General features: G+C 72.9%; 16 protein-coding genes. 8 read left to right on the top strand and 8 right to left on the bottom strand.

Going from position 1 to position 15,268, the window contains the following annotated elements; all coding sequences use genetic code 11:
- Positions 1–12 precede the first annotated feature (12 nt).
- From AC068Z_RS05195 to AC068Z_RS05185, 3 genes are read right to left on the bottom strand one after another with little or no spacing between them, the layout of a single operon-like run.
- Complete coding sequence (locus AC068Z_RS05195) at positions 13–909, bottom strand: branched-chain amino acid ABC transporter permease (RefSeq protein ID WP_478552469.1); 897 nt, start codon at positions 907–909, stop codon at positions 13–15.
- Positions 906–1,706, bottom strand: coding sequence for an ABC transporter ATP-binding protein (locus tag AC068Z_RS05190; protein WP_478552467.1), 801 nt, complete (start codon positions 1,704–1,706; stop codon positions 906–908). Before AC068Z_RS05190 ends, AC068Z_RS05195 begins: the two co-directional genes overlap by 4 nt.
- Entirely contained in the window at positions 1,703–2,485 is a 783-nt protein-coding gene (locus AC068Z_RS05185; RefSeq protein ID WP_478552465.1) for an ABC transporter ATP-binding protein, read from the bottom strand. Before AC068Z_RS05185 ends, AC068Z_RS05190 begins: the two co-directional genes overlap by 4 nt.
- Before the next feature lie 689 nt (positions 2,486–3,174).
- Here AC068Z_RS05185 and AC068Z_RS05180 point away from each other — a divergent pair.
- From AC068Z_RS05180 to hypA, 8 genes are all read left to right on the top strand, one after another.
- Positions 3,175–4,695, top strand: a complete 1,521-nt coding sequence (locus AC068Z_RS05180; RefSeq protein ID WP_478552463.1) for a hypothetical protein — start codon at positions 3,175–3,177, stop codon at positions 4,693–4,695.
- Positions 4,692–5,780 carry an NADH-quinone oxidoreductase subunit B family protein gene (locus AC068Z_RS05175; RefSeq protein WP_478552461.1) on the top strand — a complete coding sequence of 363 codons (1,089 nt, stop codon included), beginning with the start codon at positions 4,692–4,694 and terminating at the stop codon, positions 5,778–5,780. The genes AC068Z_RS05180 and AC068Z_RS05175 overlap by 4 nt, the downstream gene beginning before the upstream one ends.
- Before the next feature lie 67 nt (positions 5,781–5,847).
- Positions 5,848–7,641 (top strand): nickel-dependent hydrogenase large subunit, encoded by a 1,794-nt coding sequence (locus AC068Z_RS05170; protein ID WP_478552459.1) that lies wholly within the window; start codon positions 5,848–5,850, stop codon positions 7,639–7,641.
- On the top strand, positions 7,634–8,188 hold the full coding sequence (locus AC068Z_RS05165) for a NifU family protein (RefSeq protein WP_478552457.1): 555 nt from the start codon (positions 7,634–7,636) through the stop codon (positions 8,186–8,188). Before AC068Z_RS05170 ends, AC068Z_RS05165 begins: the two co-directional genes overlap by 8 nt.
- Positions 8,185–8,781, top strand: coding sequence for a DUF5947 family protein (locus tag AC068Z_RS05160; protein ID WP_478552456.1), 597 nt, complete (start codon positions 8,185–8,187; stop codon positions 8,779–8,781). Before AC068Z_RS05165 ends, AC068Z_RS05160 begins: the two co-directional genes overlap by 4 nt.
- Positions 8,782–8,828: 47 nt before the next feature.
- Positions 8,829–9,035, top strand: coding sequence for a hypothetical protein (locus AC068Z_RS05155; RefSeq protein WP_478552455.1), 207 nt, complete (start codon positions 8,829–8,831; stop codon positions 9,033–9,035).
- 55 nt (positions 9,036–9,090) lie between these two features.
- Positions 9,091–9,243 carry a hypothetical protein gene (locus AC068Z_RS05150; RefSeq protein ID WP_478552453.1) on the top strand — a complete coding sequence of 51 codons (153 nt, stop codon included), beginning with the start codon at positions 9,091–9,093 and terminating at the stop codon, positions 9,241–9,243.
- Between the two features lie 7 nt (positions 9,244–9,250).
- The gene (gene hypA, locus AC068Z_RS05145; RefSeq protein WP_478552451.1) at positions 9,251–9,589 is read left to right on the top strand and encodes a hydrogenase maturation nickel metallochaperone HypA; all 339 of its coding nucleotides are present in this window, start codon (positions 9,251–9,253) and stop codon (positions 9,587–9,589) included.
- 49 nt (positions 9,590–9,638) lie between these two features.
- On the opposite strand, the gene hypE is transcribed toward hypA, so the two are convergent.
- From hypE to hypB, 5 genes are all read right to left on the bottom strand, one after another.
- Positions 9,639–10,628: a hydrogenase expression/formation protein HypE gene (gene hypE, locus AC068Z_RS05140; protein ID WP_478553713.1), complete on the bottom strand. Its 990-nt coding sequence runs from the start codon at positions 10,626–10,628 to the stop codon at positions 9,639–9,641.
- A 73-nt stretch (positions 10,629–10,701) separates the two neighbouring features.
- A complete protein-coding gene (gene hypD / locus AC068Z_RS05135; protein WP_478552449.1) occupies positions 10,702–11,844 on the bottom strand; it encodes a hydrogenase formation protein HypD in 1,143 nt (380 codons plus the stop codon).
- Positions 11,841–12,158 (bottom strand): HypC/HybG/HupF family hydrogenase formation chaperone, encoded by a 318-nt coding sequence (locus tag AC068Z_RS05130; protein WP_478552447.1) that lies wholly within the window; start codon positions 12,156–12,158, stop codon positions 11,841–11,843. The genes hypD and AC068Z_RS05130 overlap by 4 nt, the downstream gene beginning before the upstream one ends.
- 2 nt (positions 12,159–12,160) lie before the next feature.
- On the bottom strand, positions 12,161–14,488 hold the full coding sequence (gene hypF / locus AC068Z_RS05125; protein WP_478552445.1) for a carbamoyltransferase HypF: 2,328 nt from the start codon (positions 14,486–14,488) through the stop codon (positions 12,161–12,163).
- Positions 14,485–15,234 (bottom strand): hydrogenase nickel incorporation protein HypB, encoded by a 750-nt coding sequence (gene hypB, locus AC068Z_RS05120; protein WP_478552443.1) that lies wholly within the window; start codon positions 15,232–15,234, stop codon positions 14,485–14,487. Before hypB ends, hypF begins: the two co-directional genes overlap by 4 nt.
- Between the last annotated feature and the right edge of the window lie 34 nt (positions 15,235–15,268).

Genomic DNA, 15,268 nt, shown 5'->3' with positions numbered 1-15,268 from the left:
CGGCGCAGCAGCTCAGACACGGGCCGCCCCCTTCGCGCCGAACAGCCCGGTGGGCCGTACGAGAAGGACGAGGACCATCACGGCGTACGGCGCGACGTCGCCGAACCCTTCGCCGAGGATGTGCAGTTCGGACTGGTATCCGGCGACGAGTGCCTCCGTCAGGCCGATCAGCATGCTGCCGGCGAGGGCGCCGGGCGGGGAGGCCATGCCGCCGAGGATGGCGGCCGGGAAGGCCTTCAGGGCGATCTGTCCGGTCGTACGCTCCAGGCCCGGGGCCGGGAACGCGGCGAGGAACACCGCCGCCAGCGCGGCCAGTCCGCCGGCCAGGCACCAGGCGAGGGTGCGCATCCGCACGAGGCGGACGCCCATCAGCGCCGCCGCCTCCATGTCCTCGGCCGAGGCCCGCAGTGCCAGCCCCCAGTTGGTGTACCGGAACAGGGCGAAGACGCCGCCGATGACGACGGTGGAGACCACGATCGCGGCGAGGCGGCTGTCGGCGACCGTGATGGGGCCGAGGCCGCTGACCGAGTCGCCCCAGGGGTCGCCGAGGGAGAGCAGGTCGCCGCCGATGCGCCGGGACAGGTCGGTGAGCAGGACGATGTCGACGCCGATGGTCACGATCGTCTGCACATGCGCGGAGTGCGCGTCCTGTTCGCCGAGCTGCAGCAGGAACCGGTCCATGAGCCCGGCCACGGCCGCGGTCGCCAGGACGGCCACGGCGAGGGCGCCCGCGAAGCCGAGGTCGTCGTGGAGGACGGCGGTGAGGTAGCCGCCGAGCAGGAGCAGGGAGCCGTGGGCGAAGTTGATGACGCCGGAGGCCTTGAAGATGATGACGAAGCCGAGGGCGACCAGGGCGTAGACCGAGCCCAGGGCGAGGCCGTTGAGGACGTTGTCGAGGAAGCCGGTCATGCCGCGTCCTCCCCGGTGGCCTCGGTGCCGAGGTAGGCGCGCAGCACCTCGGGGTCGCCGCGGACCTCGTCGGGGGTGCCGTGGGCGATGACGCGGCCGAAGTCGAGGACGGTCACCTCGTCGGCCAGGCGCATCACGAGGCCCATGTCGTGCTCCACCAGCACCACGGACAGGCCGAGTTCGGCGCGCACGGCACGGATCGTGTCGGCGGTGCGGGCGCGTTCGGCGGCGTTCATGCCGGCCACGGGTTCGTCGAGCAGCAGCACAGAGGGCTCCAGGCAGAGGGCGCGGGCGAACTCCACGCGCTTGCGGTCGCCGTACGACAGCAGTGCGACGGGGGAGTCGAAGTGCGGGCCGAGGCCGGTGAGTTCGGCGATCTCGCGGGCCCGCGCGAGATGCGCGCGCTGTTCGCGTACGGCGCTCGGCAGGCGCAGCGCGCTGGCGGTGAAGCCGGCGCGGGACAGGATGTGCCGGCCGAGCATCAGGTTGTCGGCGACGGTTCCTTCCGTGGTGACGATGTTCTGGAAGGTGCGGGCCACGCCCAGGACGGCGATGCGGTGCGGGGCGAGGCTGGTCAGTTCGGTGTCGCCGAGGCGGACCGTGCCCGAGGCGGGGCGGTACAGGCCCGAGAGCACGTTGAAGCAGGTGGACTTGCCCGCGCCGTTGGGCCCGATGAGGGCGTGCACCGACCCTGGGACGACCGTGAAGGACACGGAGTCCAGGGCGGTGAGCCCGGCGAACCGGACGGTGACGTCCCGTACGTCGAGCACGGGTGGCGTGGTGGTGCGGTCGTTCACGCGGCCCCCTGACCGTCGGCGGTCTCGCCCAGGTAGAGACGGCGTACGGCGTCCGTGCGGGCGAGTTCGTCGGCCGGCCCGGACAGCCGGATCTCGCCGACCTCCAGGACGTAGGCGCTGTCCGCGAGGGAGAGCGCCATGCCGGCGTTCTGTTCGACCAGGAGCACGGCGGTGCCCTGGCTGTTGATCTCCTTCACGACCTCGGCGATCCGGGCCACCATCTGCGGGGCGAGGCCGAGGGAGGGCTCGTCGAGCAGGAGCAGACGCGGGGCGGCCATCAGGGCCCGGCCGATGGCGAGCATCTGCTGTTCGCCGCCGGAGAGGAGGCCCGCGGCCTGGTGGGTGCGTTCGGCGAGCCGGGGGAAGAGGGTGAACACCCGGTCGCGGGCGGTGCGTACGTGGGCGGGGTCGCGGCGGCCGAGGCCGAGTCCGCCGGTGCGCAGGTTCTCGTCGACCGTCAGCCCGGCGAACACCCTCCTGCCCTCCGGGACCTGGACGACCCCGGCGCGCACGGCGGCGACCGGGTCGCGGCCGTCGAGTTCCGTGGTGCCGTAGCGGATGCGGCCCGCGGTGACCGCGCCGCGGTGCAGGCGCAGGGTGCCGGACACCGCCCGCAGCAAGGTCGTCTTGCCCGCGCCGTTGGCGCCGAGCAGAGCGACGACGCCGCCGTGCGGGACGGTGAGCGACACGTCGCGAAGGGCGGACAGGGCGCGGCCGTAGGTCACGTCGAGGCCTTCGACGTGCAGGGCCGGTTCCTCGTCCGGTGGTGCTTCGGGCATCACGGCTCCTCGCGTCCGTGCCGGCGGGCACGGGACGGGTTGGGGAAGGGGAGCTCACGACAGCACGTGGGCGGGCGGGCGGAACAGATGTGCGGGCGGGGTCGCTGCGTGGTCCCAACGGGGGTGGGCCGGGACTGTGCGGGTGCCCAGGCCGGGCATGCCGGGGATTCCACGGCGGGGAGCGGGGAAGGCGCGGGCCCTCGGTCGCGGGGGCGTCCGGCCGGGGAGGGCGGCTGGCCGGGGGGCGACCGGCCAGGGGGCGACCGGCCGAGGGAGCGACCAGCCAGGGGAGCGACCGGCCGAGGGAGCGACCAGCCAGGGGAGCGACCAGCCAGGGGAGCGACCGGCCGAGGGAGCGACCAGCCAGGGGAGCGACCGGCCGAGGGAGCGACCAGCCAGGGGAGCGACCGGCCGAGGGAGCGACCGGCCAGGGGGCGACCAGCCAGGGGAGCGACCGGCCGAGGGAGCGACCGGCCAGGGGGCGACCGGCCAGGGGGCGACCGGCCAGGGGGCGACCGGCCAGGGGGGCTGGACGGGACGTCCGGTCGGGCGGCGGCTGGTGCGCCTGGGCGCTGTCGACCCCCCGAACGGCCCAGTGCCCGCGGGCCGGGGAAGCGCGGGCCCGTTACGGATGTGACCGTGGTGGAACGGATGTGTGCGCTGACGGATGCGAGAAGGCAGGAGGCGCAATGCCCAGGGGCCTGACCAAGGGCGGTGCGGTGGACGTCGTCCCCGCGACCGGCGAGGAACTGCCGCCGGACCTCGCCCGCTGCGACTTCGAGCGGCTGAGTGCCGTCGCCGACGCAGTCCTCTACGAGGGCTACCTGCTCTACCCCTACCGCCGCTCGTCGGCCAAGAACCGCGTCAGGTGGCAGTTCGGGGTGCTCTTCCCGCTGGAGTGGGTGGAGGCGGCCGGCCCGGCGGTCCCGGGCGTGTCCGGCTCCGCGGACTCCTGGTACCAGCGCACCGAGTGCCTGCTGCGCGTCCGCCGGCCCGGCGCGGTCGTACGGGTGCGGGTGCGCTACCTGCAGATGCAGCACAAGCAGGTGGAAGAAGCCACCGCGGACGGCGGCCACCATGCCGTCGCCTCGCTGCGGACCGACGACGGCACGACGCATCTGACCTTCGAGGAGGCGGTGCCGCGCGAGGCCGAGTTCGCCGTCCCTCTGGCCGACCTCCTCCAGGGCGAGCACACGGTCGCCGTCGGTTCGGGAGACGGCACGGACATCGAGCAGCTGCCCGGCCGCGCCGGACGGCTCGTGCGCCGCCGCGAGGAAGTGCGCGCCCACACCACACTCACGGCGGAGCACCTCTTCGAGGACGTGTGCCGGATCCAGGTGCGCACCGCCCACACCGGACCCGCGCCCGATCCGCTGCTGCCGCGCGACGAGGCCCTGCGCGGTGCCCTCATCGCCACGCACACCCTCCTCGCGGGCGACGGCGTGGACTTCGTCTCGCTGATCGACCCGCCCGCGGACCTGATCGAGCACACCCGGGCCTGCCGCAACGAGTTCACCTTCCCGGTGCTGGGCGGCGAACCCCCCGCGGAAGGCGCGGACGACGGCGGAACCAGCCCCCTCCTGCTCTCCGCGCCGATCATCCTCCCCGACCACCCCCAGGTGGCGCCGGAGAGCCCCGGCGACCTGCACGACGCCGGGGAGATCGACGAGATCCTCACCCTGCGCACGATGCTGCTGACCGACGAGGAGAAGCTCGAGGCCCGCGCCACCGACCCGCGGGCCGCCGCCATCCTCGACCGGGTCGACACCATGCCCCAGGAAGTCTTCGCCCGGCTGCACGGAGCCGTCCGCTCACTGAAGCCGGCCGCCGCCGAACGGCCCACCTGGTGGCAGGAGGGCGCCGACTCCGGGCTCTCCCCGACCACCGACACCGTGCTCGTCGACGGCGTGCCCGTCGCCGCGGGCAGCCGGGTACGGCTCCGCCCCCGCGGCCGGGGCGCCGACGCCCAGGACATGTTCCTGGTCGGCCGGACCGCCCGGGTCGCCGCGGTGCTCCACGACGTGGACGGCAGCATGCACCTCGCCGTCACGCTCGACGACGACCCCGCGGCCGAACTGCACTCCTGGTACGGCCGTTTCCACTACTTCCGCCCCGACGAACTCGAGCCGCTCACGTCCGCCGACGCAGCGGCCCCCGGCACGCCGCGGACCGACTCCCCCCACCCCCCACAGCGGAGGCCGTTGACATGACGACGAACAGTGGCACCACCGAGGTCAGCGGCGAACCCAGCCGCGGCGAGGACCGGCAGGGCTTCGACGAGATCCACATCCTCTGGATCTCCGAGGGCATGAGCTGCGACGGCGACACCGTCTCCCTCACCGCCGCCGACCAGCCCTCCATCGAGGACCTGGTGCTCGGGCTGATCCCGGGCCTGCCGAAGGTGAACCTGGTCAACAAGGTGCTCTCCCCGAGCCTGGGCGGCGAGGACTTCCTCGCGCCCTACCGGGCGGCGGCACGCGGCGACCTGGCCCCCTTCATCCTCGTCATCGAGGGTTCGATCCCGAACCAGAACGTCATCGAGGGCGACGGCTACTGGACGTCCTTCGGCAACGACCCGGAGACCGGTGAGCCGCAGACCCTGAACTCGTGGATCGACCAACTGGCCCCCAAGGCCTGGGCGGTGGTGGCCGCGGGCACCTGCGCCACCTTCGGCGGCATCCACGCGATGGCCGGCAACCCGACCGGCGCCATGGGCCTCGCGGACTACCTGGGCTGGGACTACAGGTCCCAGGGCGGCCTGCCCGTGGTGAACGTGCCGGGCTGCCCGATCCAGCCCGAGAACTTCATGGAGACCCTGATCTGGGTGCTCTACCACGCGGCCGGCTCCGCTCCCCCGCCCCCGCTGGACCACATGCTGCGCCCGCAGTGGCTGTTCGGGAAGACCGTCCACGAGGGCTGCGACCGTGGCTCGTACTACGAGCAGGCGAGCTTCGCCCGGGACTACAACTCCCCCAAGTGCCTGGTCAAGACGGGCTGCTGGGGTCCGGTCGTCAACTGCAACGTGCCCAAGCGGGGCTGGATGGCCGGGATCGGCGGCTGCCCGAACGTCGGCGGCATCTGCATCGGCTGCACGATGCCGGGCTTCCCCGACGCCTTCATGCCGTTCATGGACGAGCCGCCCGGCGGCACGCTGTCGTCGCTCGCCATCAAGCCGTACGGCGCCGTCATCCGCCGGCTGCGCGGCGTCACCAACGAGCTGGTCAACCACGAACCCCGGTGGCGCCACAACAAGAAGAAGCTGACCAGCGGTTACAACCCGCACTGGCGGCCCTGACCCGGCGACGACCGGCACCCCACCCACGGACCTTGAGGAACACCGACAGCGAGGGGCAACACCAGCGATGACCACAACCGAGGCCCGGCCAACGGACCGCAAGCCACCGCAGATCGTGGACATGTCCTGGGATCCGATCACCCGGATCATCGGAAACCTGGGCATCTACACGAAGATCGACTTCGCCAACCGGGAAGTCGTGGAGTGCCACAGCACCTCGTCGCTCTTCCGCGGCTACTCGGTGTTCATGAAGGGCAAGGACCCGCGCGACGCGGGCTTCATCACGTCCCGCATCTGCGGCATCTGCGGCGACAACCACACCACCTGCTCCGACTACGCCCAGCAGATGGCCTACGGCGTCAAGCCGCCCCGGCTGGCCGAGCACATCGTCAACCTCGGCGAGGCGGCCGAGTACATGTTCGACCACACGATCTTCCAGGACAACCTGGTGTTCGTGGACTTCTGCGAGGCGATGGTCAAGGCCACCAACCCCGGTGTGCTGGCCCGCGCCGAGCGCACCGACGCGCCCCGCGGGGACATCCACGGCTACCGCACGATCGCCGACATCATGAAGGCCTTCAACCCGTTCGAGGGCGAGGTCTACAAGGAAGCGCTGAAGGTCAGCCGGGTCACCCGCGAGATGTTCTGCCTGATGGAGGGGCGCCATGTGCACCCCTCCACGCTCTACCCCGGTGGCGTCGGCACACTGCCGCAGCCGACGGTGTTCACCGACTACCTCAGCCGCCTCATGCGGGTCATCGACTTCGTCAAGAAGGCCGTCGCCATGAACGACGACGTCTTCGACTTCTTCTACGAGGCGCTGCCCGGCTACGAGGAGGTCGGCCGCCGTCGCATCCTGCTGGGCTGCTGGGGCGCCTTCCAGGACCCCGACGTCGTCGACTACCGCTACGAGAACATGAACCACTGGGGCAAGGCGATGTACGTCACCCCGGGCATCGTCGTCGACGGCGAACTGGTCACCAACAACCTCGTCGACATCAACCTCGGCCTGCGCATCATGCTGGGCAGCTCCTACTACGAGGACTGGGTCAACGAGCAGCCCTTCGTCACCCACGACCCCCTCGGCAACCCGGTCGACATGCGCCACCCGTGGAACCAGACGACGGTCCCGGTGCCGCAGAAGCGGAACTTCGACGAGAAGTACAGCTGGGTGATGAGCCCCCGCTGGCACGACGGACGCACCGGGGAGCACCTCGCCCTGGACACCGGCGGCGGCCCGCTGGCCCGGCTGTGGTCCACCGCGCTGAGCGGCCTGGTCGACACGCCCTACATCAAGGCCACCGGCAGCAGTGTGCGGATCTCGCTGCCCAAGGGCGAGTCGCTGCCGGAGACGACCCTGGAATGGAAGATCCCGCAGTGGAGCAACACCATCGAACGGGACCGCGCCCGGCCGTACTTCGTCGCCTACGCGGCCGCCATGGCCCTTCAGTTCCTGGAGGAGGCCATGGGTCTGGTGCGGGCCGGTGACACCAAGGTGTTCGAGAACTTCGAGGTGCCCGACGAGGCGATCGGCTGCGGCTTCCACGAAGCGGTGCGCGGTGTCCTCTCCCACCACCTGGTGATCAAGGACAAGAAGATCGCCAACTACCACCCCTACCCGCCCACCCCGTGGAACGCCAGCCCCCGCGACAAGTTCGGCACCCCCGGCCCCTACGAGGACGCCGTCCAGGGGCAGCCCATCTTCGAGGAGAACGGGCCGGACGACTTCAAGGGCGTCGACATCATGCGCACCGTCCGCAGCTTCGACCCCTGTCTGCCGTGCGGGGTGCACATGTACGTCGGCAAGGGCAAGACGCTGACGACCCTGCACTCGCCGACGTACGGGGCCAACCATGGCTGAGCCGCAGGCCCCGGCCGAGCGGCTGGCCGACCCGGACGTCGAGGCCCGGCTGGCCCGGCTCGACGGACTGCTGGAAGGCCTCGCCGCCGCTCCCGGCCCCGCCGACCGCTCCGCCCTCGAAGCGGTGGGGCTCCTGACGGAGGTCTACGGCGAGGCGCTGGCCCGGGTCATGGACCGGGCCGACGGACCGCTGGCGGAACGCCTCGCCGACGACGAGCTGCTGGGACATCTGCTGGTGCTGCACTCCGTCCACCCGGAGCCCGTCGAGCGCCGGGCGGAGCGCGCGGTCGAGCGGCTGCGGCCCGCCGTGCGGGAACGCGGCGGCGACGTGGAGTGGGCCGGCGTCGAGGCCGGCGTGGGCCGGGTCCGGCTGACGGCCGGCGGCGGTTGCGGCTCCGGATGCGGTACGGGCTCGGGCGACGTCACCGCCGTGGTCCGGGAGGCCGTGCTCGCCGTGGCGCCGGAGCTCACCTCCGTGGAGCCGGTCGAGGTCACACCCCCCGCGTTCGTCCCGCTGACCACGCTCACCCACCGGGGCGCCCCATGACCACGGACGGAGCCCTGGCCCGCCTCATCCGCTCCTCGGCCGATCGCAGGGCGGCGGCCGAGGCGGAGCGGTGCGACCTGTGCGCCGCGCCGGTGCCCGACGAGCACGCCCATCTGTACGACACCTCCGAGGAGCAGGTGACCTGTGCCTGCGGCGCCTGTTCGGTGCTGTTCGCCGACGGCGGCGCGGGCGAGGGCCGCTACCGGCTCGTCCCCCGCAGGCGGACCAGGCTCCCCAAGGTGGACACTGAGGTCCTGGGCGTACCCGTCGGCCTGGTGTTCTTCGTGCCCCGCGCCGACGGCACGGTCACCGCGGAGGGCCCGAGCCCGGCCGGGGCCATGCGATGGGAGGTGGACGCGGCCGCCTGGCGACGCCTGGTCACGGACCGGCCGGAACTCGCCTCCCTGCAGCCTGACGTGGAGGCCCTGCTGGTGAACACCGTGCACGGCCTCGACCACCACTGGATCGTGCCCGTCGACGACTGCTTCCGGATGATCGCGGTCGTCCGCCGGGAATGGCGGGGCCTGTCCGGTGGCGGCCGGATCTGGCCGGCCGTCGAGCGGTTCTTCGAGGACCTCACCGAGCGGCCATGACCGCCGCACCCCGCGGCGCGGCGGCGAGAAAGAGGAAGGAACACCTCATGGGCAGCATCAGGGTCGGCCGACCCCACATCAAGCCCGACGCGACCGGGCACGTGCCCGGCATGCATCAGGGCAACCGGGGCCCGTACACACACCAGACCGGGCACCACAAGGACGGCACCGCGGACGCGCGCCGCTCCACCGGGATCCACTGGAAGCGGCACGACGCCCTGCTCGACGTCATGCCGAACATCCCGCCGGGATGACGAACGACAGGGAGTCGCCGTAATGAAGGTCCAACGAGCACGAGACAAGAGAGCCATGGCGTCGGGACACCGCGTGCTGATGGCCGAGGCCGTCCTGGCGGGCGGGGTGGCACTGGCGTTCCTGGTCAGTGAGTTCCCGAGCCTGCGCCGCGAGGTGCGGATCTGGCGGATGGCCGGCGGGCTGCGCGCGCGCCGCCGCTATCCGTGAGCCGGGCGTGCACGAGCTCTCGATCGCGACCGCGATCATCGAGCAGGCCGGCGAGCGCGCCCGGGCGGACGGGACCGATGAGGTCTCGGCGGTCACCGTCCGGGTCGGCGAGCTGGCCGGGGTCGTCCCCGACGCGCTGAGCTTCGCCTTCGAGGTGGCCCGCGACGGCACCGCCCTCGCCACGGCCCGGCTCGTGGTGGAGCAGGTCCCCGCTCAGGCCTACTGCGACCCGTGCGCCCAGGAGTTCGCGGTGGGCATGCCACCGTTCTTCTGGTGCCCGCGCTGCGACCGGCCCTCGACCGAGCTGCGCAGCGGCCGGGAGCTGGAGATCACCAAGATCCACTGACGGACCGGGCCCCCGCGACGGCGTGTCGCGGGGGCCCGGTCCGTGCGGATCAGCAGATGCGCGGCAGTTGCTCACCCAGCGGCAGGTCCACCACCCGGGTCCCGCCGAGCCCGGTCGCGACCACCACCATGCCGGGGTGCTCGGCGACGCACTCCCCGATCAGCGTGGCGCCCGAGCCCCGCGGGTGGGCGCGCATCGCCGCGAGGACCTCCTCCGCCGCCGACGGGGACACGAAGGCGACCAGTCGTCCCTCATTGGCCACGTAGAGGGGATCGAGGCCCAGGAACCCGCACGCGTTGGCGACCGCGTCCGGCACCGGGATCGCGCGCTCCCGCAGCCGGACACCCGTGCCGGAGGCGCGGGCGATCTCGTTCAGGGACGCGGCCAGTCCGCCCCGGGTGGGGTCGCGCAGGACATGGATGTCGGGGGTGACCGCCAGCATCGTGGCCACCAGGTCCGCCAGCGGCGCGGTGTCGCTGGCGATCTCGACGCCGAACTCCAGTCCCTCCCGCACGCTCATGATCGCCACCCCGTGCAGGCCGATCGGCCCGCTGACGATGACGGCGTCCCCGGGCCGGGCGCGCTGGGGCCTGATGTCCACCCCGGCGGGGACGAGCCCCACCCCGGAAGTGGTGACGTAGACGCCGTCGCCGTGCCCGGACTCCACCACCTTGGTGTCACCCGTGGCCACCACGACCCCCGCCGCGTCGGCCGCCGCGCCCATGGCCCGCGCGATCCGCTCGACGACGGCCAGCTCCACGCCCTCCTCCAGAACGAAGGCCGCGGACAGGAAAGCGGGCCGGGCTCCGCTCATCGCCAGGTCGTTGACGGTGCCGTTGACCGCGAGGTCGCCCAGGCTGCCGCCGGGGAAGAACAACGGCCGGACCACGTAGGCGTCGGTGGAGAACGCGAGCCGTGCTCCGCCCAGTTCGAGGACGGCGGAGTCGGCGAGCGCGGCAAGGGTGGCGTTTCCGTAGGCGGGGGTGAACACCTGCTCCATCAGCTCGGCGGACAGGGCACCGCCCCCGCCGTGCCCCATCACCACCACGGGCTGGTCGCGCAGCGGGGCCGGACAGGTCCAGTCGGCGGGATCGACGGTCGGTTCGACGAGGTCAGACAACGGGGTTCAGCTCCTCGTGGACGGCCGGGGCGGGCTGCGGCGCCGGGGCGTTCATCCGGCGGTAGAGGTAGTAGGCCGCGCAGGCGCCCTCGCTGGAGACCATGGTCGCGCCGAGCGGGGAGCGCGGGGTGCAGGTGGTGCCGAACGCGGCACACTCGGTGGGCTTGATCAGCCCCTGGAGCACCTCGCCGCTGCGGCACTCGGCGGGCTCCTCGGTGCGGATGCCGGCGACGTCGAAGCGGTGCTCGGCGTCGTAGGCGCGGAACGCCTCGGTCAGCCGCCAGCCGCTGCCGGGGATGGGCCCGATGCCGCGCCAGTTCCGGTTGGTCACCTCGAACACCTCCTCGATCATGCGTACGGCGGCCGGGTTGCCCTCCTCGCGCACGGCACGGGCGTAGGCGTTCTCCACCCGGTGCTCACCGCGCTCCAGCTGGCGTACCGCCCGGCGGATGCCCTCGAGGATGTCCAGCGGTTCGAAGCCGGTCACCACGAGGGGTACCCGGAAGCGCTCGGCGAGCTCCGGGTACTCGGCCATGCCCATCACGCTGCACACGTGTCCGGCGGCGAGAAAGCCCTGCACGCGGCAGGCGGGGGCCGTCATGATGGCCTCGATCGCGGGCGGCACCCGCACATGGGAGACCAGCAGGCTGAAGTTGGTCAGGCCCAGACGGCGGGCCTGGTGCACGGCCATGGCGTTGGCAGGGGCCGTCGTCTCGAAGCCGATGGCGAAGAAGACCACCTCCCGGTCCGGGTTCCGGCGGGCCAGTTCCAGGGCGTCGAGCGGCGAGTAGACCACGCGTACGTCGCCGCCCTCGCCCTTGACCCGGAACAGGTCGCGGTCGGTGCCCGGTACCCGGAGCATGTCGCCGAAGGAGCAGAAGATCACCCCGGGGCGGGCGGCGATCTCCAGGGCCTTGTCGATCACGTCCAGCGGGGTGACACAGACCGGGCAGCCGGGCCCGTGGATCAACTCGACCTGCTCGGGGAGCAGTTGGTCGATGCCGTGCCGGATGATGGAGTGGGTCTGCCCGCCGCACACCTCCATCAGCGCCCAGGGGCGGGTGGCGGTGGCGCGGATCTCGTCCAGCAGATGCCGCGCCAGGTCGGGGTCGTTGAACTCGTCGAGGTACTTCACCGGGCCTCGCTCTCTCGGGTCTCCTCGGGCACCGCCGCGACTCCCGCGTCCCGGGCCGCCTGCTCCCAGGCGTCGCCGAACTCCTCCTCCAGCAGCCCCAGTTCCTCGAAGAGCTTCAGAGAGGCCAGCGCCGACTCCTCGTCCAGGCGCTGGAGGGCGAACCCGACGTGCACGATGACGTACTCACCGACCTGCACCTCGGGCACGTACTCCAGACACGCTTCCTTCTGCACGCCGCCGAAGTCGATCAGCCCGGTGAGCGGATCGGCTCCGGCATCGATGGACACGACCTTGCCGGGCACTGCCAAACACATGGTCACTCCGTTCGTCGTCGGTGTGCCGCGACCGCCAGCTGGCCGAGGGCCAACCCGCCGTCGTTCGGTGGGACTTCGCCGTGCGCGAGCACCGCGAAGCCGTCGTCGGCCAGCAGCGTCAGGCACTCCAGTTCCAGCAGCGCGTTGGCGAAGACGCCGCCGCTGAGGGCGACGGTCGTGAGCCCGGTGGACCCACGCGCGCGTCGGCAGATGTCCAGCACGGCGCGCGCGACACCGCGGTGGAAGCGTGCGGCGATCAGCGGCGCCGGGGTGCCCCGGCGCAGATCGGCGAGGATCGAGCCGAGCACCGGTGCCGGGTCGAACCCCCGCGGAACGGCCGCGAAGGTGTACGCCGTGCTGTCGTCGCCCCAGGCGGAGGCCGCGGCGGCCTCCAGTTCCACCGCGGCCTGGGCCTCGTAGCCCGCCCGGTGGCACACGCCCGCCAGGGAGGCGACGGCATCGAAGAGCCGGCCCATGCTGGAGGTCGGCACACAGGCCAGCTCGCGCGTCAACTGCCTCTTCAGCAAGGAAAGTTCATCGGGAGCGCAGGCGGCGACGCTCGGCAGGTCCGGGTCCCAGGGCAGTCCGGCCGCCCACAGCCGGGCCAGCGCCAGCCGGCAGGGGTTGGCCACCCCCGCGTCCCCACCGGGGAGCGGGGCCGGGGTCAGCCGGCCGAAGCGCCGGTAGCCGCGGTAGTCGGCGAGCAAGACCTCGCCGCCCCAGACGGTGCCGTCGTCGCCGTAGCCGGTGCCGTCGAAGGCGACGCCGATCACGGGCGTGGTGCCGTCGAGCCCGTGCTCGGCCATCGTGGAGGCGACGTGAGCGTGGTGGTGCTGGACGAGGACGGGGCGCGGCTGGGGCAGCCCGGAGGCGCGCCGGCGGGCCCAGCGTGCCGAGTGGTACCCGGGGTGCCGGTCGGCGGCGACGCGTTCGGGGCTCACGCCGGTCAGGCGCCGCAGGTGCGTCTCGGCCTGCCGCGCGGCCTCGAGGGTGGTCAGCTCCCCCATGTCGCCGATGTGCGGGCCGAACCAGGCCTGATCGCCCTCGCCGAGGCAGAGCGCGTTCTTCAGGTCGCCGCCCACCGCGAGCGTGGGGCGCAGTGAGAACGGCAGGTTCAGCGGCCGGGGCACGTAGCCGCGGGAGCGGCGCAGCACCTGTTCGGTGCCGTCGGGGCGGACCCGCAGCAGGGAGTCGTCGCAGGGCGAGGCGATGGGGCGGTCGTGGGCGAGCCAGGCGTCGGCCAGCCCGGCGAGCCTGGTCAGTGCTTCCTCGTCGTCCGTGACGATCGGCTCCCCGGAGCGGTTGCCGCTCGTCATGACCAGCGCGCGCGGGCCCGGCGGATCGCCGGGCAGCCCGAACAGCAGGGTGTGCACCGGGGTGTAGGGCAGCATCACGCCGAGGTGCGGGCTGCCCGGGCAGACGCCCGGGGCGAGGTGCGACGGGCGGGGGCGCAGGAGGACGATCGGGCGCCTGGGTCCGGTGAGGGCGGCGCGTTCGGCGGCGGAGATCTCGGCGAGCCGCTCGGCGTCGGCGAGGCCGGCGCACATCACCGCGAAGGGCTTTCCGCCACGGGCCTTGCGGGCGCGCAGTTCGTCGACGGCCCGTGCGTCGCCGGCGTCGCACGCCAGGTGATAGCCGCCGAGGCCCTTCACCGCGAGGATCCGGCCGGCGGCCAGCAGTGCCCGGGCCGCCGTCATCGCGTCGGCGTCCTGGGCGGGGCGGATGCCGCTGCCGGGTGCGGGCAGCAGGCGCAGCCGGGGACCGCAGTCGGGGCAGGCGACGGGCTGGGCGTGGAACCGGCGGTCGCCGGGGTCGCCGTACTCCCGGGCGCAGGCGGGACACAGGGGGAAGCCGGACATCGTCGTGAGCGGGCGGTCGTACGGCATCCCGGTGGCGATGGTGAAGCGGGGTCCGCAATGGGTGCAGGTGACGAAGGGGTGGCGGTGCCTGCGGTCGGCCGGATCGGCCAGCTCGCGCAGGCAGTCGGCACAGGTCGCGGTGTCGGGCGGGAGGTGCGTGCGGCCCGTGGTCTGCTCGGTGGCGCGGATCGTGAAGGCGTCGTCGGCGCCCGTGGCGGGCACGTCCTCGACGCCGAGGGCGGTGACGGCGGCCAGCGGCGGCGGCTCGGCGGCCAGCCGGTCGCAGAAGCGGCCCACGCCGTCGGGTGTGCCCTCCACCTCGATGAGCACGCCGTACGCGGTGTTGCTGACGAAGCCGGACAGCGTCAGGTCGCGGGCCAGCCGGTGCACGTACGGGCGGAAGCCCACGCCCTGCACGGTGCCGTGCACGACGACGCGGCGGCGTACCGCCGGGGTGGTGGGCGCGGTCACGAGACCTGGCCGGCCGGGACGCCGGAGTGCGTGCGCGCGTGGCCGTGCGGGTGCGGCGCGAGGGGCGGACGGTGGACCGGAGCCCCGTCCCGCACGGCGAGCACGCGTTCCAGGACGGTGTCGACGCCCTCGCCGGTGCGCGCGCACGACCGTACGATCTCCACGCCCGGGTTGACCTGCCGCACATGGGCGTCGAAGGCCGCCGCGTCGAAGCCGGCGGGGTCGGCCAGGTCCGTCTTGGTGAGCACCACCAGATGGGCGGAGCCGAAGGCGGTGGGGTACTTGAGCGGCTTGTCCTCCCCTTCCGTCACCGCCATGAGCACGATGCGCAGGGTCTCGCCGAGGTCGTAGGAGGCGGGGCAGACCAGGTTGCCCACGTTCTCCACGAAGAGCAGCGCGGTGTCCTGGGGCAGCCAGTCCGCCACGTGCCCGCGCAGCTGCCGGGCCTCGAGATGGCACAGCCCGTCGGTCAGCAGCTGCTTCACCGGGGCCCCGGAGCGGGCGAGGCGGCGGGCGTCGTTCTCGGTGGCCAGGTCGGCGGTGAGCGCGGCCACCGGGATGCCCCGCTCCACCGCGCGCGCCAGTACGCCGCCGAGCAGCTCCGTCTTGCCGCTGCCCGGGCTGGACAGCAGATTGACCACGCTCACCCGGCGCCGGTCCAGGTCGGCGCGCAGGCGCGCGGCCAGGCCGTCGTTCGTGGCCAGGACGGCCTGGACGGCGTGCGTGACGTCCTCGGACTCGCACATGGGGGCAGCTCCTCAGGTTGGACACGCGGACGAA

This window comes from Streptomyces sp. NPDC043726 (assembly GCF_056436565.1).
The sequence above is the reverse complement of the archived record's forward strand: the minus strand, read 5'-3'. Positions and strand labels throughout refer to the sequence as shown.

Coding starts and splice junctions, on each gene's coding strand:
- AC068Z_RS05195 (WP_478552469.1), bottom strand. CDS start 909: ATGACCGGCTTCCTCGACAACGTCCTCAACGGCCTCGCCCTGGGCTCG.
- AC068Z_RS05185 (WP_478552465.1), bottom strand. CDS start 2,485: ATGCCCGAAGCACCACCGGACGAGGAACCGGCCCTGCACGTCGAAGGC.
- AC068Z_RS05180 (WP_478552463.1), top strand. CDS start 3,175: ATGCCCAGGGGCCTGACCAAGGGCGGTGCGGTGGACGTCGTCCCCGCG.
- AC068Z_RS05175 (WP_478552461.1), top strand. CDS start 4,692: ATGACGACGAACAGTGGCACCACCGAGGTCAGCGGCGAACCCAGCCGC.
- AC068Z_RS05170 (WP_478552459.1), top strand. CDS start 5,848: ATGACCACAACCGAGGCCCGGCCAACGGACCGCAAGCCACCGCAGATC.
- AC068Z_RS05165 (WP_478552457.1), top strand. CDS start 7,634: ATGGCTGAGCCGCAGGCCCCGGCCGAGCGGCTGGCCGACCCGGACGTC.
- AC068Z_RS05160 (WP_478552456.1), top strand. CDS start 8,185: ATGACCACGGACGGAGCCCTGGCCCGCCTCATCCGCTCCTCGGCCGAT.
- AC068Z_RS05155 (WP_478552455.1), top strand. CDS start 8,829: ATGGGCAGCATCAGGGTCGGCCGACCCCACATCAAGCCCGACGCGACC.
- AC068Z_RS05150 (WP_478552453.1), top strand. CDS start 9,091: ATGGCGTCGGGACACCGCGTGCTGATGGCCGAGGCCGTCCTGGCGGGC.
- hypE (WP_478553713.1), bottom strand. CDS start 10,628: ATGGGGCACGGCGGGGGCGGTGCCCTGTCCGCCGAGCTGATGGAGCAG.
- AC068Z_RS05130 (WP_478552447.1), bottom strand. CDS start 12,158: ATGTGTTTGGCAGTGCCCGGCAAGGTCGTGTCCATCGATGCCGGAGCC.
- hypB (WP_478552443.1), bottom strand. CDS start 15,234: ATGTGCGAGTCCGAGGACGTCACGCACGCCGTCCAGGCCGTCCTGGCC.